Annotated in this window: 23 protein-coding genes and 1 pseudogene; 17 read left to right on the forward strand and 7 right to left on the reverse strand. The window is 56.8% G+C overall.

Annotated elements, in window-relative coordinates:
- Positions 1 to 12 precede the first annotated feature (12 nt).
- From thrS to AKJ29_RS06710, 5 genes are all read left to right on the forward strand, one after another.
- On the forward strand, positions 13 to 1,962 hold the full coding sequence (gene thrS, locus AKJ29_RS06690; protein ID WP_055189255.1) for a threonine--tRNA ligase: 1,950 nt from the start codon (positions 13 to 15) through the stop codon (positions 1,960 to 1,962).
- A gap of 704 nt (positions 1,963 to 2,666) precedes the next feature.
- Positions 2,667 to 2,966: a BufA1 family periplasmic bufferin-type metallophore gene (locus AKJ29_RS06695; RefSeq protein ID WP_055189257.1), complete on the forward strand. Its 300-nt coding sequence runs from the start codon at positions 2,667 to 2,669 to the stop codon at positions 2,964 to 2,966.
- 169 nt (positions 2,967 to 3,135) lie between these two features.
- Positions 3,136 to 4,026, forward strand: coding sequence for an MNIO family bufferin maturase (bufB, locus tag AKJ29_RS06700; RefSeq protein WP_055189259.1), 891 nt, complete (start codon positions 3,136 to 3,138; stop codon positions 4,024 to 4,026).
- Positions 4,023 to 4,799, forward strand: a complete 777-nt coding sequence (locus AKJ29_RS06705) for an HvfC/BufC N-terminal domain-containing protein (protein WP_055189260.1) — start codon at positions 4,023 to 4,025, stop codon at positions 4,797 to 4,799. The genes bufB and AKJ29_RS06705 overlap by 4 nt, the downstream gene beginning before the upstream one ends.
- Position 4,800: 1 nt before the next feature.
- A complete protein-coding gene (locus AKJ29_RS06710) occupies positions 4,801 to 5,349 on the forward strand; it encodes a DoxX family membrane protein (protein ID WP_055189262.1) in 549 nt (182 codons plus the stop codon).
- A gap of 87 nt (positions 5,350 to 5,436) precedes the next feature.
- On the opposite strand, the gene AKJ29_RS06715 is transcribed toward AKJ29_RS06710, so the two are convergent.
- Both AKJ29_RS06715 and AKJ29_RS06720 read right to left on the reverse strand, forming a co-directional pair.
- The gene (locus AKJ29_RS06715) at positions 5,437 to 5,802 is read right to left on the reverse strand and encodes a hypothetical protein (RefSeq protein WP_055189264.1); all 366 of its coding nucleotides are present in this window, start codon (positions 5,800 to 5,802) and stop codon (positions 5,437 to 5,439) included.
- Between the two features lie 33 nt (positions 5,803 to 5,835).
- Positions 5,836 to 6,171 (reverse strand): arsenate reductase family protein, encoded by a 336-nt coding sequence (locus AKJ29_RS06720; RefSeq protein ID WP_055189266.1) that lies wholly within the window; start codon positions 6,169 to 6,171, stop codon positions 5,836 to 5,838.
- 254 nt (positions 6,172 to 6,425) lie between these two features.
- Between AKJ29_RS06720 and AKJ29_RS06725 the strand changes: the two genes are divergently transcribed.
- Positions 6,426 to 6,632 (forward strand): cold-shock protein, encoded by a 207-nt coding sequence (locus AKJ29_RS06725; protein ID WP_055189268.1) that lies wholly within the window; start codon positions 6,426 to 6,428, stop codon positions 6,630 to 6,632.
- A 228-nt stretch (positions 6,633 to 6,860) separates the two neighbouring features.
- On the opposite strand, the gene AKJ29_RS06730 is transcribed toward AKJ29_RS06725, so the two are convergent.
- A complete protein-coding gene (locus tag AKJ29_RS06730; RefSeq protein WP_055189270.1) occupies positions 6,861 to 7,511 on the reverse strand; it encodes a hypothetical protein in 651 nt (216 codons plus the stop codon).
- A gap of 3 nt (positions 7,512 to 7,514) precedes the next feature.
- Positions 7,515 to 8,423 (reverse strand): FAD-dependent thymidylate synthase, encoded by a 909-nt coding sequence (thyX, locus tag AKJ29_RS06735; RefSeq protein WP_055189273.1) that lies wholly within the window; start codon positions 8,421 to 8,423, stop codon positions 7,515 to 7,517.
- Between the two features lie 168 nt (positions 8,424 to 8,591).
- Here thyX and AKJ29_RS06740 point away from each other — a divergent pair, with 168 nt between their 5' ends.
- From AKJ29_RS06740 to AKJ29_RS06755, 4 genes are all read left to right on the forward strand, one after another.
- On the forward strand, positions 8,592 to 9,671 hold the full coding sequence (locus tag AKJ29_RS06740; protein ID WP_152972431.1) for a hypothetical protein: 1,080 nt from the start codon (positions 8,592 to 8,594) through the stop codon (positions 9,669 to 9,671).
- An 82-nt stretch (positions 9,672 to 9,753) separates the two neighbouring features.
- Positions 9,754 to 11,049, forward strand: a complete 1,296-nt coding sequence (locus tag AKJ29_RS06745) for a surface lipoprotein assembly modifier (protein ID WP_161805380.1) — start codon at positions 9,754 to 9,756, stop codon at positions 11,047 to 11,049.
- A 205-nt stretch (positions 11,050 to 11,254) separates the two neighbouring features.
- On the forward strand, positions 11,255 to 11,683 hold the full coding sequence (locus tag AKJ29_RS06750) for a VOC family protein (RefSeq protein WP_055189279.1): 429 nt from the start codon (positions 11,255 to 11,257) through the stop codon (positions 11,681 to 11,683).
- Between the two features lie 41 nt (positions 11,684 to 11,724).
- Positions 11,725 to 12,561, forward strand: coding sequence for a DUF1194 domain-containing protein (locus AKJ29_RS06755; RefSeq protein ID WP_055189281.1), 837 nt, complete (start codon positions 11,725 to 11,727; stop codon positions 12,559 to 12,561).
- A gap of 150 nt (positions 12,562 to 12,711) precedes the next feature.
- On the opposite strand, the gene AKJ29_RS06760 is transcribed toward AKJ29_RS06755, so the two are convergent.
- The 3 genes from AKJ29_RS06760 to AKJ29_RS06770 form a co-directional block, all read right to left on the reverse strand.
- Positions 12,712 to 13,209: a MarR family winged helix-turn-helix transcriptional regulator gene (locus AKJ29_RS06760; RefSeq protein ID WP_055189283.1), complete on the reverse strand. Its 498-nt coding sequence runs from the start codon at positions 13,207 to 13,209 to the stop codon at positions 12,712 to 12,714.
- A 155-nt stretch (positions 13,210 to 13,364) separates the two neighbouring features.
- The gene (locus AKJ29_RS06765; protein WP_055190430.1) at positions 13,365 to 13,664 is read right to left on the reverse strand and encodes an FAD assembly factor SdhE; all 300 of its coding nucleotides are present in this window, start codon (positions 13,662 to 13,664) and stop codon (positions 13,365 to 13,367) included.
- 17 nt (positions 13,665 to 13,681) lie between these two features.
- Positions 13,682 to 14,086, reverse strand: coding sequence for a helix-turn-helix domain-containing protein (locus tag AKJ29_RS06770; RefSeq protein WP_055189285.1), 405 nt, complete (start codon positions 14,084 to 14,086; stop codon positions 13,682 to 13,684).
- Between the two features lie 193 nt (positions 14,087 to 14,279).
- Between AKJ29_RS06770 and AKJ29_RS06775 the strand changes: the two genes are divergently transcribed.
- From AKJ29_RS06775 to AKJ29_RS18640, 7 genes and pseudogenes are all read left to right on the forward strand, one after another.
- Positions 14,280 to 15,482, forward strand: coding sequence for a pyridoxal phosphate-dependent aminotransferase (locus AKJ29_RS06775; RefSeq protein WP_055189287.1), 1,203 nt, complete (start codon positions 14,280 to 14,282; stop codon positions 15,480 to 15,482).
- Positions 15,483 to 15,491: 9 nt separating this feature from the next.
- Positions 15,492 to 15,893 carry a hypothetical protein gene (locus AKJ29_RS06780; RefSeq protein ID WP_055189289.1) on the forward strand — a complete coding sequence of 134 codons (402 nt, stop codon included), beginning with the start codon at positions 15,492 to 15,494 and terminating at the stop codon, positions 15,891 to 15,893.
- Between the two features lie 435 nt (positions 15,894 to 16,328).
- Positions 16,329 to 16,610 carry a TNT domain-containing protein gene (locus tag AKJ29_RS20540; RefSeq protein WP_082392539.1) on the forward strand — a complete coding sequence of 94 codons (282 nt, stop codon included), beginning with the start codon at positions 16,329 to 16,331 and terminating at the stop codon, positions 16,608 to 16,610.
- Between the two features lie 9 nt (positions 16,611 to 16,619).
- Positions 16,620 to 16,994 carry a hypothetical protein gene (locus tag AKJ29_RS19200; RefSeq protein ID WP_139231367.1) on the forward strand — a complete coding sequence of 125 codons (375 nt, stop codon included), beginning with the start codon at positions 16,620 to 16,622 and terminating at the stop codon, positions 16,992 to 16,994.
- A 175-nt stretch (positions 16,995 to 17,169) separates the two neighbouring features.
- Positions 17,170 to 17,427 carry a hypothetical protein gene (locus AKJ29_RS19205; RefSeq protein WP_139231366.1) on the forward strand — a complete coding sequence of 86 codons (258 nt, stop codon included), beginning with the start codon at positions 17,170 to 17,172 and terminating at the stop codon, positions 17,425 to 17,427.
- A gap of 8 nt (positions 17,428 to 17,435) precedes the next feature.
- Positions 17,436 to 17,807: an SMI1/KNR4 family protein gene (locus AKJ29_RS06790; RefSeq protein ID WP_055189293.1), complete on the forward strand. Its 372-nt coding sequence runs from the start codon at positions 17,436 to 17,438 to the stop codon at positions 17,805 to 17,807.
- Positions 17,808 to 17,893: 86 nt separating this feature from the next.
- Positions 17,894 to 18,592, forward strand: a pseudogene (locus AKJ29_RS18640) (IS5 family transposase); the annotation flags it as partial.
- Positions 18,593 to 18,777 lie beyond the last annotated feature (185 nt).

The following is an 18,777-nucleotide window of genomic DNA, read 5'->3' on the forward strand; positions in this document are numbered from 1 at the left end:
GGAGCTAGGCCGATGAGCCAGATTTCCCTTACATTTCCCGATGGCAATGCGCGTGAGTACAACGCAGGTGTGACCCCTGCCGAAGTGGCCGCCGGCATTTCCAACTCGCTCGCCAAAAAGGCCATTTCCGCCACCGTGAACGGGGCCCATTGGGACCTGCAATGGCCGATCAATGACGACGCCGAAATCGCCATTCACACCATGAAAGATGACGTGCAGGCGCTGGAACTGATCCGCCACGATTTTGCCCATGTCATGGCGCGCGCCGTGCAGGAGATCTGGCCGGATGTGAAAGTCACCATCGGGCCGGTGATCGAAAACGGCTGGTATTACGATTTCGATCGCGAAGAACCGTTCACGCCGGAAGATCTGGGCGAGATCGAAGCCAAGATGAAAGAAATCATCAACAAGCGCGATCCCGTCACCACCGAGATCTGGGAACGTGACCGCGCGGTGAAATTCTATCAAGCCAACAATGAACCTTATAAGGTCGAGCTGATCGAAGCCATTCCGGGGGACGAGCCGCTGCGCATGTATTGGCACGGCCATTGGCAGGACCTGTGCCGTGGTCCGCACCTGCAGCACACCGGCCAGCTGCCCGGCGATGCGTTCAAACTGATGAGCGTGGCCGGCGCCTATTGGCGCGGCGACAGCAACCGCCCGATGCTGCAACGGATCTATGGCGTGGCCTTCCAGAACAAGGATGGCCTCAAGAAACACCTGCATATGCTGGAAGAGGCCGCCAAGCGCGACCACCGCAAGCTGGGCCGCGAAATGAACCTGTTTCACATGCAGGAAGAGGCCCCGGGTCAGATCTTCTGGCACCCGAACGGCTGGACAATCTATACCGAGCTTCAGGATTACATGCGCCGCCAGCAAAAACGCGGCGGTTATGTTGAGGTGAACACCCCGCAGGTTGTGGATCGCCGCCTGTGGGAGGCCTCGGGCCACTGGGACAAGTATCAGGAAAACATGTTCATCGTTGAGGTGGACGAAGAGCACGCACGCGAAAAGGCGGTCAATGCACTCAAACCGATGAACTGCCCCTGCCACGTGCAGGTCTATAACCAGGGTCTGAAATCCTATCGCGACCTGCCCCTGCGCATGGCCGAGTTCGGATCGTGTAACCGCTATGAACCGTCGGGCGCGCTGCACGGCATCATGCGGGTGCGCGGCTTTACCCAGGATGACGCGCATATCTTCTGCACCGAGGCGCAGATCGAGGATGAAACCAAGCTGTTCATCGAATTCCTGTCCGATATCTATAAGGATCTGGGGTTTGAGAGCTTCTCGGTCAAATTCTCCGACCGCCCGGAAAAGCGTGCCGGCAGTGATGAGGTCTGGGACAAATCCGAAGCCGCCCTGATGGCCGCCACCAAAGCCGCCGGGTGCGACTTTGACCTCAATCCCGGCGAAGGCGCCTTCTATGGCCCGAAACTGGAATTTGTGCTGACCGACGCCATTGGCCGTGACTGGCAATGTGGCACGTTGCAGGTGGACTTTGTGCTGCCGGAACGGCTCGACGCCAATTATATCGGCGAAGACGGCGCCAAGCACCGCCCGGTCATGCTGCACCGCGCCACGCTGGGATCGTTTGAACGCTTCATCGGCATCCTGATCGAGGAACACGCCGGCAAACTGCCATTCTGGCTGGCCCCGCGTCAGGTGGTTGTGGCGGCGATCGTCTCGGATGCAGATGACTACGTGCATGAGGTGGTTGCCCAGCTGAAAGCCCAGGGTGTCCGGGCCGAGGCTGATGTGCGCAACGAAAAGATCAACTACAAGGTCCGGGAACATTCGCTGGGCAAGGTGCCGGTGATCCTGGCCTGTGGCATGAAAGAGGTCGAAGAGCGCACCGTGTCGATGCGGCGCCTGGGCGAGAAACATTCGAAGGTTCTGTCACTTGACGAGGTTGTGGCAGATCTTGCCGGTGAGGCCACCCCTCCCGACCTTCTGGCCTGAACGCCAAAATTACAGCCTTACAAAAGGCCAGGGTTCCACGCCCTGGCCTTTTTCTTTGCCCTAAAGTGTTTCGACTTATTACTGAGACACAATAATGAGGCGAAACGCTCGAAACCTACTGATGTTGCGGGCGTTTCGAAATCAACTTGTGTCTCAAGTTAAAGCGTTTCGGTTTTAACCTGACACAGGGAAAAGTCGAAACGCGGCAAGAGATATCAATGTTGCGGGCGTTTCGGAATAAACTCGTGCCTCAAGTTTATCCCGAAACGCCTTTAATCTCGAAACGCTTTAACCCACGAACCATGTGTCCGAAGGCACGCCAATATTTCGTTACAGGGTTCACGAAACGCGTGATCCCCCCTGTGCATGACAGCCTTGCGTCTGAAACATATCGGGGCCTGTCACATATCTTTGCAACGGAACGTAACATTTCGCCATCAACTGCCTGCCGTCAATTCACGGGTTAATCTTTTATTTTATTGGGGTTTCCACCGTTTCGCCCGGCGATGGCCCTCACAGGGGCGTGAGCGCGTTTCGCGCAACCCATAACGCCCCCGTGACTAACGCCGTCGTGAGTGGAGCGGCGCGACCGCACTGCCTAGATTGCTCTTACCGGCCCCGAGCAACGCCAACAGGGACATCAGACAGCCCAGATCACGCTCATCACGGGACGGTACGAGTTTTAAACCTGAAAGGAAGTTCACATGTCGAAAGCAAAAACCATCGCAGTTCTGGGTGCCGTTTCCGCAGCCGTTGCCGCCAACGCAACCGCCGCTCTGGCAGATGGCGATCAAGAGAAGTGCTTCGGTGTCGCTCTGGCTGGTCAAAACGACTGCGCTGCTGGCCCCGGCACCACCTGCGCCGGGACCTCAACCGTCGATTATCAGGGTAACGCCTGGAAACTGGTTCCGGCCGGCACCTGCGAGACCATGGAAATCACCGACAGTGCTGGCAAGATGCACAAAGGCTCGCTGGAAGCGACCAAAATGAACCTGCCGTCGTAAGCGCAGGTAAGTGGGTCGGGCAAGCCCCCAAGTTCTGCCCGACCCAGACAGATAAAAGATCGGCCCGGTCCACTGTGGCCGGTCCTCTTAAAGCCTCATTCCAATTGCCCTCGGGGGGCACCTCTTCCCCCCTTTCGCTCTGCGCGGGGCAATGTTTCGGGAGATTTCAATGCTGGACCAATCGCAAAATTCTGCCCCCCATTCCGCCCTGCCCAAATCAGGCGGCATCGGATATAAACCGCAGCATTTCAAAGATTTAATGGAAAATCCCGGTGCGGTTACCTGGCTTGAGATCCATGCCGAAAACTATATGGGGGATGGCGGGCGCCCACTGGCCCAGCTAAAGCATCTGGCGGACCGTTTCCCGATTTCCGTGCATGGTGTGGGCCTGTCTATCGGCGGCGAGGCGCGGCTGGATCCCGAGCATCTGGCCCGGCTGAAAAAGCTGGTCGACTGGATCAATCCTGCAATGTTTTCCGAACATCTCGCCTGGTCGACCCATGACAGCCAGTTTCTGAACGATCTTCTGCCCCTGCCCTATACCAATGACACGCTTGCCCGCGTGACCCGCCATATCAACGAGGTGCAGGACTATCTTGGCCGCAAGATGCTTTTGGAAAACCCATCCTCTTATCTGGCATTTGCCGAAAGCACCTGGTCCGAACCCGATTTCATCCGCGAGCTGGCCCGACGCACCGGCTGTGGCCTGCTTCTGGACGTGAACAACGTCTTTGTCTCCGCCACCAATCTGGAATTTGATCCACACACCTATATCGACGCCTACCCGCTGGAGCTGGTTGAGGAGTTTCACCTTGCCGGTCACGATGAAGACGCTGATGAGCTGGGCAGAAAACTCCTGATCGACAGCCATGGCAAACCGGTGGATGAGCCGGTCTGGGCGCTGTTTGACTACGTCATAGCCCGGGGCGGCCCCCGCCCTGCGCTAGTGGAATGGGACAATGACGTGCCGGATTACCCGGTGCTGGAAGCCGAAGCCGCCCGCGCCACCGCCCATATGGCCTCCATCCCGCAGCCGTCTGCCCAACAGGTGCCCGCATGAGCGTTGATCTGAAACCCCGCACGACAGAGGTCAGTCAGACCGATTTCCGCCACGCCATGCTGGATCCAACCACATCCGTCCCTGACGGGCTGGTGAACCCCGATGGCTCTCAGGCCAAGAAGCGGTTCAACATCTATCGCAACAATGTGACCCATTCGCTGGCAACTGCGCTGACAGAGGGGTTTCCCGTATTGGTCGCCCTGCTGGGTGAGGAGTTCTTTCGTCAGATGGCGCTGGTGTATCTGCGCATCCATCCGCCGGCCTCACAGCTGATCATGCATTACGGCGCCGCCATGCCCCAGTTCCTTGTGGGTTTTCCCGGCACGGTGCATCTGAAATACCTGCCCGATGTGGCCAAGCTCGAACTGGCCCTGCGGCGCGCCTATCACGCCGGGGACGGAGAGACGATTGATCCGGCAGAATTGACCATACTGTCCCAGGCCGACCTGATGGATGCGCATCTGACTCTGGCGCCTTCGGTGGAGGTTTTGCGCGTTAAACACCCGGCGCTCGCAATCTGGGAATATAATATGAACGGTGGCCCCTCCCCGGTGATGGCGCCCGAAGACATCCTGATTTCACGCAAAGGGTTCGATCCCATTGCACAGCGCCTGCCAAAAGGCGGCGCGACGTTCGTCAACGCGCTTTTGAAGGGGAGCAGCTTTGGCACGGCCCTTGGCCTGGCCACATCCGATGTGGCCGATTTTGACCTGACCACAACGCTGGGCGCGCTTTTTGCCGGGCACGCCATCACACAGATTTCTAGGGGATGACATGATCGCACTGATTAACCTGCACAACACGCTGGCCGGGCACGTCCAGCGTCTGGGTCCGGCTCTGCTGCCGCTTCTGGCCCGGTTCACCTTTGCCGCCACGCTGGTGGGGTATTTCTGGGCCTCGGGTCTGACCAAACTGGGCAGCGGCATTTTTGGCATCTTCACCCCGTCGCTGGGGGCCTATGCCCAGATTTTCCCCAAAGCGATGGAGGCGGCGGGCTATGACGTCTCGAAACTCAGCGCCTTTCACACGCTGGTGGTCACGGCGGGCACCCTGGCCGAGTTCATCTTGCCGCTGCTGTTGATCATCGGATTGTTCACCCGCCTGGCGGCACTCGGCATGATCGGGTTTGTGATCGTGCAGACGCTCACCGATCTGTTTGGCCATGGGGCCATCACCCACCCTGAAACGCTGGGCGCGTGGTTTGACCGTATCCCGGACAGCCTGATCCTGGATCAACGCCTCTTTTGGATGGTGGTGCTGGTCACGTTGGTGATCAAGGGCGCAGGCCCCCTGTCACTGGATCGGTGGCTGAAGCTGCACTGAAGGCACCTGCGCCGCAACCAGCCACAACCGGCCTCCCCCAACCTCATGTGTAACCAGTATGCGCCCCGCCGATCCGGCGGGGTGATTTCATCTGCGGTCAATCGCGTCCGGCTTCACCGCTGCAATCGCCAAAAGACCACCAAGACCTGCCAGCGCAATGGGGAACATGGTGAAAACGCCATAGCCAAAGGCGAAATACATGCCCGCGGCCGAGGCCAGCAACAAGATGCCACCAACCTGCGCGACCGAGCGCGCCATCGCCCCCCCTGCCAGCGCCAGGAGCGGCGCAATCAGCGCAAAAGCACGGATGCGTTCGGGGTGCTCCACCTGCTCGGCCAGATCGGGCAATTCACCAAACCGCTCGATCAGCTCCGTATAGCCATAGCCGAAGAACCCGACAAACATGCCCCAGACCCCGGCGATAATGCCCAATACCAATGCCGCGTTACGCATATACTCACTCCTCTTTGGGTAGGAGATAGGGCATCAGGCGCCGTTCTCCAACCACTCGGCACTGGTTTTCTTGTCCCAGCCCAGCGTCAGGCGATCGCCGTCTTCCACAACGGGACGCTTCATCAGGGTCGGGTGTGCCGCCAAAAGCGCCAGCGGATCACCTGCCCGCTCCTCCTCCGACAAGCCCCGCCATGTGGTGGAGCGCTTGTTCACCAGCGCCTCACCAAACGCCGCATAAAACCGGGCGAGATCCGCCGCCGCCACCCCATCTGCCCGCACATCGGTCACCGCCAGATCATAGCCCACCGCCGCCAGCGCCTTTTGCGCCTTCTTGCAGGTGTCACAGCTTTTCAATCCCCAAAACCGCATTGCCCTCTCCTGTCATGTCTTTGTCATGTTGGCCCGTCACATTCCCCCCGTTATGGGCGCCGATGATTGCAAGAACAAGACGGCTCTGACAGGTTCATTTGCAGGAAAGCCTTGATTTTTTCCCTGCGCTGCGCCATGTCAGTTCTGTACGACAGACTATCTTCCGCCTTCTCACTACGCAGTCGGCCAAGTTCAAGACTGCGCTACCAGGGTCACCGCATGTTGTGGGTGGCATAAATTAGGAGAATACGGAAATGGCTTCAGGCACCGTAAAATGGTTCAACAGCACTAAAGGCTACGGCTTCATTCAACCCGACGATGGCGGCGCAGATATTTTTGTGCACATCTCAGCCGTTGAGCGCGCCGGCCTGCGTGAGCTGGCAGACAACCAAAAAGTCACATACGAGCTGGAAACCGGCCGTAATGGCAAAACCTCTGCCGCCAACCTCGAGCTGGCCTAAGAGATTTCCCGCTTAGGGAAATGACAGACCCCCGCGGATCGAAAGATCGGCGGGGGTTTTCTTTTGCGGGGTGGAAATGTTGCACACTCTCTCGAAGGGCAGCGCCCGACCCGAGGGATCGCTGGAAGCAAATGTAGCGAACCATCCGATAAGGGCGGCGCCCGGCCCTGGGTGGGTGCGAAGCGCCCTCCCGTGGGGAGGGTCGGGCGCTGCCCGTGCAAGCACGGGCTAAAGAGATTTTTCCGTAGACAAGCCGTTATCAACGATAAAACGGAGAAAATTTCTACCGGTTTCCGTGATCCGATACTCTCCTGCTTCCTCAGTTACAAATGACGCATCTTTAAGGTAGGCCATATACATATCTATATTCCACCCATCTAAGATCCCTCTTTCAGCTTTAAGTTCATCAAGCAAATTAATTGCTTCAGAGCGGGACACATTTCGCGAGTTGAGTAATTGCAAGGCTTCTATTTGGCTTCCAAAAATATTTGCGTAGAACCTTTCAAACGCTCTCAACATCCGTGCTTCTGTCAAGCCACGCACCAAGACCGCAACTTGGTTCTCTTCTGGAATAGCTTCCAATGCTTCTATAATTGAGTTTTCTACTACTTGGGCATTGGGATCGTGCAATTCGGTCAAAGACACTTTGCTTAATTCCACTCTGGAATCGGGAGAGATAACCCCTTTCTGTTCCTTCGCTTCAAACTCTGCACCTGTGGGACCAAGTTTTCGCAACCTCGGCAAGAGACTCTTAAACTCATCGCTAAATAAGCGGGCTACAAAGTACGCGGCCAAGGGCCATGCGACCACTCCCGCTAAGGAAAAGAGTTGCTCCCAAAAAGGGAGTAACTCGATCAGTATCTGTTTGGCTATATCCAAAGACTACCCCTTCAACTCCGCCTCAAACTCACGCCATTCTCCGGCGCTCATGCCTGAATTCTCCTGCGTGACCTCTTCGCCTTTCAGCATCCGGCGGATGCAGTCCATGGCGCGGCCGGAGAGGTTGGAGCCTCCCAGACGGTAATCTTCGAACGCGCCGTAGGCGGCGGGCACCCAGTCGGCGACGATCTTGCACATCGCCTCGGCATAGACGCGGATTTCGTATTGGGCGTGGTGGTCGGCGCGCAGGCGCAGGAAGTGGAAGAGGTTGTGCAGGTCCACCTTCCAATACCATTGGGTATAGACATTGGCGGGCAGGTTCATCCGCGCAAGCTCGCGCGCCAGCCCGTCCTGACCGTCCTGCGAAATCATCTCTTCGTAGTGATCATAGGCCCGGTTGCTGTCGGCCTTGAGGATTTCCAGAACCCGTGCGGCCTCTTCCCCCTGCAACGCCGCGCCCCGGCCCTGATTGTTCACCACCGATTGCGCCGCCACATGTTCGGGCGCCGGGATATAAAACTCCCGATCCAGGATCGAATAGCGCGCGGAATATTCATTCACATTCGCGGTGCGGTGACGGATCCACTGGCGCGCCACAAAGACCGGCAGTTTCACATGCAGCTTGATCTCGCACATTTCAAACGGGGTCGAGTGCCAGTGGCGCATCAGATAGCGAATGAGCCCCGCATCATTCTGCACCGATTTCGTGCCCTTACCATAGCTCACCCGCGCCGCCTGACAGATCGCCGCATCGTCGCCCATATAGTCGATGACACGGACAAAACCGTGATCCAGCACCTCATGCGCGGTATAAAGGTGCTTTTCCATGCCTTCGCTCACCACACGCATCGTGGTGTTTTTCTGGCTGCGCTGTTCTTCGATCTCGGCTTTCTGCTCAGGGCTCAGGGGCATGACGAATCTCTCTCTGAATGTGATTGGGGCCACTATATCTAGGCGATGCGCCAAGCGGAACACACATGATGACGTGGCATCCCCCCAAAGCGGCGCATTCACCACACAGGCCGAGTTTTTCACCCGCGCGCCATTGAAAACTTGACAATATCCGCCCCACCCGCCTGAATGACGCAAAAGAAAACCCGAGGCAGTTTCATGACAGTGACTTTGAAAACAGGCGCAGCCCTGACCGCAGCCATGGCAGCTTTTGCGCTGGGAGCCTGCGACAATGGTGGCAACAACCCCCTGACCAATCCGGCGACCGACACCCCGGCAACAGAAAGCCCGCTGCCCCCCGGGACCGATGATCCCTCTGCAGGCGGATCCATCAATCGTTACGAAGAAGAGGACGGATCCGGCAACGGCTATGCGCAGTCGATCACCTATAATGAGGTGGACGATACTTTCACCGTCGACAACCTGGGCTTTGACGGGACCAACACCTATTCGCGGGTCACCCTGCCCGACGCACAGCTGGCCGCGGCGGTCTCGCCCTATCGGGTTTACGAAAACGCCTCGACATTTGCCGATTCCGTGACCGGCACGCCGATCACCCAATTGCCCCACAAGGCGATCCTCGGGGTCAGCACCAACAGCAATCCCGATGGCTCCCCCGTGACTCAATTTGCCCTGGTGCGCACCGGTGCCTATACCGATTACGGCTTTGGCGGCTTCATGTATGAACGCAACGGGGCGGTTGTCCTGCCGACTAGTGGCCAGGCCGGTTTCCGGGGCGGTTACGCGGGGCTGCGGGATTTCAAAGAGGTCAGCGGGCTGGAATATACCACCGGCGACATGACCCTGGATATCGACTTTGACGATTTCAACGCGGGCGACGCGGTGAAGGGCACCATTACCAATCGTCAGGTTTACGACATGGACGGCAACCGCCTGACCGATCAGTACATCGCCGAGATCAATGACGACAATGCCCTGGTCACCGGCTGGCAGGACATCCCGCTTGGGGCCCTGCCCTCGCTGCACCTGACCATTGGCCCGGATACGCTGAATGCTGATGGTGAATTGACCAATGGCATCACCAGCAGCAACTCCGGCGTTCAGCTGGAAAGCGGAAATTACTACGCGGTGCTGGCCGGTGAAGGTGCGGATATGGAAGTGACGGGGATCGTGGTGATCGAAAGCGCCGATCCGGGAACCGATGGTGTGGTAATCCGCGAAACAGGCGGCTTCATCCTTTACCGATAAATCGATGACTTTCCTTCGAAAATCCATATTTGCGGCGGTGTTATCACTGCCGCTTTTCGCCACATCATCCCTGGCTGAACAAGTGACCCTGAGCGCCGACCAGATGCTTGTGGCCACACGAAACGCGCTGGCGGCGCGGCAACCGGGCGTGGCGTTGCGATTTGCCACCGCCTATCTGGATGCCTATCCCGACTCCGTCCTGATGCTGGTGCTGAAATCCCGTGCCGAGCGGGACCTCGGACAAAACAAAGACGCGCGCAACACGGCCAAACAGGCCTGGAAACTTGCCGAGACCGAAGGGCAGAAATACTCCGCCGCCATGGTGGCCGCGCAGGCCTCGGCCTCGGGTGGCAACAAGATGGCAGGGCAGTTTTGGCTACGGCGCGCCTCAAACCACGCTGCAACCCCCGCGCAGAAGCGGCAATTGAGACAGGATTTCAACTATGTGCGGGCGCGCAACCCGTGGCGCCTGCAGCTTGATTTTGGCCTGACGCCAAGCTCCAACGTCAATGACGGATCCTCGGAAGATGGGGGATATTGGGTCTTTGGTGGCACGTTGCTTCCGGTAACCTACCGGGGGGCCTCTCGCCCGCTGTCCGGCCTGGAAGGGCATCTTGGCGCGACCCTCACCTACCGGTTTGCCGAAAGCAAAACCACGCGCAGTTTCGTTGGCACCCAGATTTTTCACAAGGAAGTCTGGCTGAACGACCCAAGCGACGCCGCCCCGGCTTCGGTCTCCGGGGCAGATTTCCGCTACAGTTCCGTTGCGCTGACCTATCGGCATCAGCGCCTGTTGGGGCAAAATCGCGGGATGCTGGACTTTGACATGCGACTGGGGCGCAACTGGTATGGCGGCACACCGCTGTCGGTTCTGTTTGGTGCCGGGTTGCAGTTTCACCTGCCCCCCAAGGCCGGGAAGCGTCTTTCCCTGCAATTGAAATATGACCTGCAATCGTCGGACAGCGCATATGTCGATGACATTCACACCACCGGGATCGGGTTGCGCTATCGCATGCCGTGGCAGAAAAACCGCCTCACACTGAAGGCGGACTACCAAACGGCAGCCTCACGCGACATCACCCGCGCCTATGACGAATACCGGCTCGGGATTGATATGGATTTTGGCAAAGCTCTTGCCGGAAACTCGATTTCAGGGGGCGTGACCGGCAGTTACCGGGAATATGCTCAATCCCCGCACACATTGGATGGGCGCCGGGACAAGACGTTCTCGGCATTTGCCGAAATGACCCTGAACTCGGTCAGCTATTGGGGGTTTTCCCCGGTTGTCAGCGTCAACCATACCCGCACCAGTTCAAACGCCGCCCGGTTCACAAAATCGGAAACCGCGCTCGGCCTGTCGATCCGGTCCCAGTTCTGACCTCTTTTGCTTAGCCCCGGGTCTGCTAAAGCGTTTCAAGTTTATCCCGAAACGCTTTAGTGTGACTGCTGAAACAGCTGAGACACAGGTCTTCCCGAAACGCCACGGCACTGTCACGTCCTGCCCCGTTTCGTCCCCCTGTCCCAGGTCAAGACCGAAACGCTACAGGCGGGGGGCAGCCCCTTTGCCCGAAAGGAGAAACCGGATGGATATCCGTTATTTACACACGATGGTTCGGGTCAAGGATCTGGACAAGAGTATCGCGTTTTTTGAACTTCTCGGGCTGAAAGTGACCAGCCGCCGGGATTTTGAACAGGGGCGGTTTTCCCTTATTTTCATGGCCCCACCGGCGCAACCGGATTGCCCGGTGGAGCTGACTTATAACTGGGATGGCGATGAGGGGTTGCCCTCGGACAGCCGCCATTTTGGGCATCTCGCCTATGAGGTTGAGGATATCTACGCGATGTGCCAGCACCTGATGGACAATGGGGTCACGATTAACCGCCCTCCGCATGACGGGCGGATGGCCTTTGTGCGCTCACCCGACAATATTTCGGTCGAGTTTCTGCAGATGGGGGCCCCACTAAAGCCTGCGGAACCCTGGACCAGCATGGGCAACACCGGGCATTGGTAAATGCTGCGGGCGCGGGGCATTCTGGGAAAGGTCACTGGCGTTTGGCGCAATACGCCCTCTTTCTTGCCCTGCCCCTGCTGACCGCGCCGCTTTCCGCAGCCCCCTGTCGACAGGCCCTTGCACTGGGGCTTGATGTCTCCGGCTCGGTTGATGATCGGGAATACCGGCAGCAGCTGGATGGCATTGCAGCGGCCCTACTGCAACCGGACGTGTTATCAATCCTGACCTCTCAACCACAGGCCCCTGTTTCAATTGCCATTTTCGCATGGAGCGGCCCCGACAACCAGAATACCCTTGTTCCCTGGACCCGGATCCAATCGGCGCAGGATGCACAGGATGTCGCCACAAAACTTAACCAGCAACGGCGCCGACCGGGGGATATGTCCACAGCCATGGGAAAGGCCCTGATTTATGGTGCAGAGCTGTTGCAGAACATGCCCGGCTGCTGGCAACACACGCTGGATCTGTCCGCGGATGGCATGTCCAATTCGGGTCCGCGCCCGGTGGAAGTGGCCGAGGATCTTGCCCGCAATCCGGTGCTGGTCAACGGGCTGGTGATCGCGCCGGATGGCAGGGGGGACCAGCAGGGTCTGGACCAACTGACCCGTTATTTCGAAGAATGGGTCATCCGTGGCCCGTTCAGCTTTGTGGAACAGGCCGCGGGGTATGAAGATTACGCAAATGCCATGGCCCGCAAGTTGCTGCGCGAGCTGTCAGGGTTGCCCCTGTCAAAAGCACCGCCAAAGGACGGGCCTGGGGCACCATCCGTGATCCCTATTGAAAGACAGCCTGAAGCGCCATCTCAGGACGTTTCAACTGCCTCAAACACACGGCTCCGGTCTAAGACGCCAAGTCAGCGAGACATGCAGACCCATTGATCCGCCCGAAAGTGTTTCGACTTACTATTGAGACACAATAATGAGGCGAAACGCTCGAATCCTACTGATGTTGCGGGCGTTTCGAAATCAACTTGTGTCTCAAGTTAATCTCGAAACGCTTTAGGATCAGCCCGATTATCAGCCCGGGGATCAGTAGATATAGCGGATCTGGTCTGTCCAGTAACGTTCAACCCGTTTCAGCGCGGAATTGATCTCTTCCACACCTTCAGCCCCCAGCACACCGCGCGACTGCAACCCCTCTGCGTGTCGCTCAAACAGCCCGCCAACAATGTCCCGAACGGCCCGGCCACTTTCCGTCAGGCGCACGCGCACGGACCGGCGGTCAATTTCACATCTCTGGTGGTGCATATAGCCCATTTCAACCAGTTTTTTCAGGTTGTAGGATACATTTGACCCCTGATAGTAGCCACGCGATTTCAGCTCGCCCGCCGTGACTTCGTTGTCACCGATATTGAACAGGAGCAGCGCCTGCACGGCGTTGACTTCCAGCACACCAACACGTTCAAATTCATCTTTGATAACATCCAGCAATAGCCGATGCAGACGTTCGACCAGGGCAAGGCTGTCAAGATACTGGCTCACGAACGTCTGGTTGACGCTCTGAGGGATTGGGGAATGCATGCTCATTCGTTACTCCGACCTAATTCTTGTGATCAGTTTTCAGAGCAAATCCATTACATTCAGTTAAATCTGAGAATAAATCTGGTGGAGAGTTGCTGAAAATTTTCAGAAAATCTCCTTTTTTAATCCCACTCCGGCCTCATTTTGCCCCCACTCTGGCCTCAGCGGGCACCGGTGAATTCAGCGATCTTTTCGATCAATGGCGCAATTTCGGCGGGCGGCGAGATCTGGCCCGACACCCACTGATAGAGGTCCTGATCATTTTGCGACAGGAGCGCTTCATATTCATCCAGGGCGGCTGCCTCCATTTTCTCAAGATGAGCATCCGCATAGGATTTCAGAATGATGTCCATCTCCTTGATGCCGCGCCGCATCGACCGCATTGACAGGCGCTTGATACGGTTTTCGGGGGTTTCCCCCTCCGCCCCCCCCGGCAGCTCGCTCAGAAGCGCGTCGAGCATCTCGTCGTTTTCACGGGTCATGCCTGACCTCCTTCGAAACGTTTGCGCAATGTCTTTTCCAGCCGCGCCAACCTGTTGGCAGAGCTGTTCATCTGGGTGCGCAAGTCCCGAATTTCACGCAATATATCACGGATTTCCGGGGTGTGTTCCGGTTCATCCTCGGGCAAGTTCAGCCCGTCCCCTTCGCCGGTCAGAAGCCAGCGCAAGGACACATTGAGAACCCCTGAGGCCATGTTCAGCTTGTTGGCACGCGGTTCGGACAGGTCATTTTCCCAATTGCGCAGCGTGGCAACCTTGACCCCAAGGCGTCGGGCCAGTTCGGCCTGGCTCATGGCTTCGGCTTCTCGGGCTCCGGCAAGGCGATCCCCAAAGGTGGCTTCGTCCTCCGAATACCATCCACTGTTCTGATCTGCATCTTCCATAAGATAACCCTTTCTTCATCTGCCGCATCCAATTGGGCGTACCATAGGGGCAATCGGGTAGAAGTTGAAGGGCCCCGCCCGCGCCAACCCGGACTTTTAACGCTCGCGCCCCGGTTTCTTGCATTATGGCTTTCACAACCGTGTCGAAACCCATTAGATGTTTCGCAACTGACTTACCAATAGAGGCCCCCCCATGTCTTTCCTGTCTGCGACATTGAACCGTGTAAAACCCTCCCCCACCATCGCCGTTTCGAACCTGGCGGCTGAGTTGAAGGCGCAGGGCAAGGATGTGATCGGGCTGGGTGCCGGGGAACCGGATTTCGACACACCTGAAAACATCAAGGAGGCCGCAAAGGCCGCGATTGATGCGGGCAAGACGAAATACACCGCCGTTGACGGCATCCCGGAGCTGAAGGCCGCGATCTGTGCCAAGTTCCAGCGCGACAATGGGCTGGATTACAGCCCTGCCCAGATCTCGGTCGGGACCGGCGGCAAGCAGATCCTCTATAATGCGCTGATGGCGACGCTCAATCCCGGTGACGAGGTGATCATCCCGGCGCCCTATTGGGTAAGTTACCCGGATATGGTGCTGCTGGCAGGTGGGGAACCCGTGGTGGTGGAATGCCCGCTGGAAACCGGGTTTCGCATGACACCAGAGCAGCTTGAGGCGGCGATCACCCCCAAAACCAAGTGGCTGATTTTCAACTCCCCCTCGAACCCGACCGGTGCGGGCTATTCGCGCGACGAGCTGAAGGCGCTGACCGATGTGCTGATGCGCCATCCGCATGTCTGGGTGATGACCGATGACATGTATGAACACCTCGCCTATGGGGATTTCACCTTCTGCACCCCGGCCGAGGTCGAACCCGGTCTTTACGACCGCACGCTCACCTGCAACGGCGTGTCCAAAGCCTATGCCATGACCGGCTGGCGGATCGGCTATGCGGCGGGTCCGATGGAACTGATTGGTGCGATGCGCAAGATCCAGTCGCAATCAACCTCAAACCCCTGCTCGGTCAGCCAGTGGGCGGCGGTTGAGGCACTGAACGGTCCGCAGGATTACATCCCGGAAAACAACAAGATGTTCGTGCGCCGCCGGGATCTTGTGGTCGAGATGCTGAACGCCGCCGACGGGCTGGAATGCCCGGTGCCGGACGGGGCGTTCTACGTCTACCCTTCGATCGCCGGATGTCTGGGCAAAACCTCGGCCGGTGGGGTGAAGATCGAAAACGACGAACAGTTCGCAAAAGCCCTGCTCGAAGAAAAAGGCGTGGCGGTGGTGTTTGGCGCGGCCTTTGGCCTGAGCCCCAATTTCCGCGTCAGCTATGCCACCTCCGACGCGGCACTGAAGGAAGCCTGCACCCGCATCCAGGCCTTTTGTGCAGAACTGAGCTGAGGGGGAACAATGAGCACCGAACTGCCCGACTATTACTTCCGTGTGCGCGACAACGGCGCCTTTGTCTTTCGCGTGGATACCGAAAACCGCCATCGTCGCATCGACATGGAACAGATCGCCATTGTGAATATCCGCAATGGCGAGGTGAAACCGCATGGGGACCGGGGGCTGTCATCGGAAGATCAGGCGGCAATTGCCACCTGGATGACGGAGCGCCGCGCGCTTTTGCAGCGGCGCAGCATCGACGACATCCTGCGCACGGTGGATCACCTGAACACCACGGCCCATTGGGCGCAGACCAAGGCGGAGGAGGAGGAGCTTGAGGCAATCACCGACACGCTCCTTCTGGCGATGCATGATCTGCGCAGTGTGCTGGTACGCAAAAAAGCAGATCGGATGATGAAGGGCTGAGGCGCCGTGCGGATCTGGTGGTGCGCGAGGTGGAAAGCGGACGTGATTTAGGGGCCTTCAATCCCGCTCGTCAGTGTATTGGTAAACCTATTGGCGACGGGTTGGCCTCCGATTAAATCCCGCAACTTGCAAATGCACGGTGCAGCACTTTGGACAATTGCCGATTTCGATATGGGCGGTGGGAGTTTGTAACCACCCACTGCCGATCATACCCTTCCTGATGACCTTATGCCGAATTTTTCCCCAGCCACGCCACAAGTTTTTTCTACGAATGCCAGATGTGGCAGGACCGTCGCTTCGCGGATCTCACGCCTTTGGCAATATGTATTCACAGAGGGGGCGCAATCTTTCTGGAACAAAGTTGAGGCACAATCAAATCTTTGTTTTTAAGTAAATAAAGCTGGCGCACCTTCTCTTTACTCGTCGCAAAACAGGGTGCGATTGTGGATTGTCCAACTTGGGGAGAGCATAGCCAGACCTACTCAACCCAATCTCTGGGAAGCACCAAGTGGCGTTCCATTTGAGCAACGGTCCTTGCCAGCTTCCAGTGTAAATCGACCTTATCAAGAGTATGAAGTGCTAAAGCCAATTCCTAATGTGAATTCAGGTACCGCTGCACCGTGGTTCGGTCAACCAGGTAGTGGAACACAGTATCAATTGCCGATAAGTATCGATGATCTTATACAACAGGGATTTATTGTGCCTATTTTTGACTAAGGGATGCAAATGTTACTAGATGAAATAAGAGAACTATACCGCCGATACAGCAAGCTTATTGATGGGCAAAAATCTGAGCTTCCGATTGGCACAACACCAGATGATTTTGGTGGTCGCCATCTTGAGATTTCTCCCGATGGTAAAATGGCATTGGTTGGTACTGATCGTGGACGAGAAACAAAGCGGCAAGAGACACGCTCGGTTGATGAGCTTCTGTATTGGTTTTTTGTGGGACAAGCGAATTCTAAAGCTTTTTATAGAAAACAAGAAAGATATGACTATGAAGCTTCGCAGACGATTGCTCTCGACGAAATAGGCAAAATTTCTAGTAAGTGGCGGGAACGCCTTAGACAAGAACAGCTAAGTTTTAAGCGTAAAGCATAATCATCGCTCTGGGTCCTTCGCCAAATTGAACAGTTTCTAGCGGGATGAGCCGAACTGAAGCATCGCAAAACACTTGGACCGGTCGCATTGCCGCATCACATGGGATTACGGTGGTTGTTGAAACAACTCGGCCCGGATCAACCGTCATTGATTTCGAGGCAAGGAGGCCGGAATAATGCGACATTGGGCAGAACGGTGGTCGAAAGGTGCACTGCCTTCAGAGTTATTGGCTGAAGAATATGCACGTAACCCAAACTCATCAGCTGGGCAGGTTGCTGAAATATTTCTCGAAGAATTTCCGGGAATTGACTGGAGAGCAGCTGTGTTTATCAGGCGCTGGAACCGTAATCAAGAAACAGATCTTGGATTGTCTACGGATGATCTGAACCGTTACATCGCGGATCTATGTGCAGAGTGGCAGACTGCGATTTGAATCCCTCTATGGTTCGGATACAAGAAACCGAAGATTTAGTAGGGGCAAAACTTCCGCCAAGTTATCTGTGGTTTGTTAAAAACTATGGTGGTGGTGAAATATACGGTGAAGAAATTTTCTCCATTTACCGCGTATTCCAACCGGAGTCGGCGGGCGACATTGGCGTGAACACTCTTCGTTTTAGAGAGGCCGGATTTATCGCTCAGAGCGAGATAGCGCTATGCTCCAATGACTTTGGTGAGATATTTACGTTGGATGTGTCAGTACATTCGGATGAGGGGGAGTATCCAGTCTACGTGCGGCGTGGCAAACAACGAGAAGCATATGCGGAAAATTTTGCCGCATTTTTGGCGAAACGTATCAGTAATCCGGAAGGCTGACCCCTAGGGCGTAGACCTATAAACGTTGATGTGTTTCAAGATGTGGACTTAGGAGGGTTCCATATCTTTGACATTTCTGGCTCACCGAAGAACAGTACAATAAAATCAGGCCCTTGCTGCCCAGAAAGCCGCGCGGTGTTCCGCGTGTCGACGACCGGCGCGTGTTATCGGGCATCATTTTCTGCATTCAGCGAGGCTATCGCTGGTCCGATGTGCCGCCGGAATATGGCCCCGCCAAGACGCTCTACAACCGCTACAAACGCTGGTCTGAAGCAGGCGTTTTCGCACAGGTGTTTGAGGCTCTGGTGCGCGACGGGACTGACCCATCGACGCTGATGATTGACGCCAGCCACGTCAAAACGCATCGCATCGCAGCCAATGGGGTAAAAAAACAACGGCCAAGGGCGGTGCATCGGCCAGACAAAAGGCGGGTTGAATTCAAAGCTGCATCTGACCGCAGGCATCGAGCCGATATTACCCATGCAAATCAATGCCTTGAGCCATATATTGCCAGGGGAACCACCGTCATTGCAGACCGAGGTTACGACGCAAATCACCTGCGCGACTGGCTGAGCGACGCCAAGGCAACCGCCTGCATCCCACCGCGCAAGAACCGAAAAATGCAATTCGAATATGACGCAGACCTCTACAAAACCCGCAACATCGTCGAGCGCATGTTCAACCGCATCAAGGTTTGGCGACACCTATCACGACGCACCTTCCGCTGCCCAAAAACCTTCTTGGCAGCAGCCCACATCGCCGCAACAGTCATTTGGCTCTTATGAGTCTACGCCCTAGGGACACATTGAGCCGCTATGAGCGCGGCTCAATGGCTCCGGGGGCCGAAGCGGTATTGCGGCGGCAAAGGCAGATCCATTGTGGCTCTTGTCCGGTCAGATGCCCCATCCGGTTGCTCCCGCTGAAACCGCAGCCATACATTGTGCTCTGGATGGCCTGTCAAAAGCCGTGG

Source organism: Aliiroseovarius crassostreae (assembly GCF_001307765.1).
Classification (GTDB): Bacteria; Pseudomonadota; Alphaproteobacteria; order Rhodobacterales; family Rhodobacteraceae; genus Aliiroseovarius; species Aliiroseovarius crassostreae.

Excerpts from the sequence above, each read along its gene's own strand:
- thrS (WP_055189255.1), top strand. The coding sequence starts at position 13 with ATGAGCCAGATTTCCCTTACATTTCCCGATGGCAATGCGCGTGAGTAC.
- AKJ29_RS06695 (WP_055189257.1), top strand. The coding sequence starts at position 2,667 with ATGTCGAAAGCAAAAACCATCGCAGTTCTGGGTGCCGTTTCCGCAGCC.
- bufB (WP_055189259.1), top strand. The coding sequence starts at position 3,136 with ATGCTGGACCAATCGCAAAATTCTGCCCCCCATTCCGCCCTGCCCAAA.
- AKJ29_RS06705 (WP_055189260.1), top strand. The coding sequence starts at position 4,023 with ATGAGCGTTGATCTGAAACCCCGCACGACAGAGGTCAGTCAGACCGAT.
- AKJ29_RS06710 (WP_055189262.1), top strand. The coding sequence starts at position 4,801 with ATGATCGCACTGATTAACCTGCACAACACGCTGGCCGGGCACGTCCAG.
- AKJ29_RS06715 (WP_055189264.1), bottom strand. The coding sequence starts at position 5,802 with ATGCGTAACGCGGCATTGGTATTGGGCATTATCGCCGGGGTCTGGGGC.
- AKJ29_RS06720 (WP_055189266.1), bottom strand. The coding sequence starts at position 6,171 with ATGCGGTTTTGGGGATTGAAAAGCTGTGACACCTGCAAGAAGGCGCAA.
- AKJ29_RS06725 (WP_055189268.1), top strand. The coding sequence starts at position 6,426 with ATGGCTTCAGGCACCGTAAAATGGTTCAACAGCACTAAAGGCTACGGC.
- thyX (WP_055189273.1), bottom strand. The coding sequence starts at position 8,423 with ATGCCCCTGAGCCCTGAGCAGAAAGCCGAGATCGAAGAACAGCGCAGC.
- AKJ29_RS06740 (WP_152972431.1), top strand. The coding sequence starts at position 8,592 with ATGACGCAAAAGAAAACCCGAGGCAGTTTCATGACAGTGACTTTGAAA.
- AKJ29_RS06750 (WP_055189279.1), top strand. The coding sequence starts at position 11,255 with ATGGATATCCGTTATTTACACACGATGGTTCGGGTCAAGGATCTGGAC.
- AKJ29_RS06760 (WP_055189283.1), bottom strand. The coding sequence starts at position 13,209 with ATGAGCATGCATTCCCCAATCCCTCAGAGCGTCAACCAGACGTTCGTG.
- AKJ29_RS06765 (WP_055190430.1), bottom strand. The coding sequence starts at position 13,664 with ATGCTCGACGCGCTTCTGAGCGAGCTGCCGGGGGGGGCGGAGGGGGAA.
- AKJ29_RS06770 (WP_055189285.1), bottom strand. The coding sequence starts at position 14,086 with ATGGAAGATGCAGATCAGAACAGTGGATGGTATTCGGAGGACGAAGCC.
- AKJ29_RS06775 (WP_055189287.1), top strand. The coding sequence starts at position 14,280 with ATGTCTTTCCTGTCTGCGACATTGAACCGTGTAAAACCCTCCCCCACC.
- AKJ29_RS06780 (WP_055189289.1), top strand. The coding sequence starts at position 15,492 with ATGAGCACCGAACTGCCCGACTATTACTTCCGTGTGCGCGACAACGGC.
- AKJ29_RS19200 (WP_139231367.1), top strand. The coding sequence starts at position 16,620 with ATGTTACTAGATGAAATAAGAGAACTATACCGCCGATACAGCAAGCTT.
- AKJ29_RS19205 (WP_139231366.1), top strand. The coding sequence starts at position 17,170 with ATGCGACATTGGGCAGAACGGTGGTCGAAAGGTGCACTGCCTTCAGAG.
- AKJ29_RS06790 (WP_055189293.1), top strand. The coding sequence starts at position 17,436 with ATGGTTCGGATACAAGAAACCGAAGATTTAGTAGGGGCAAAACTTCCG.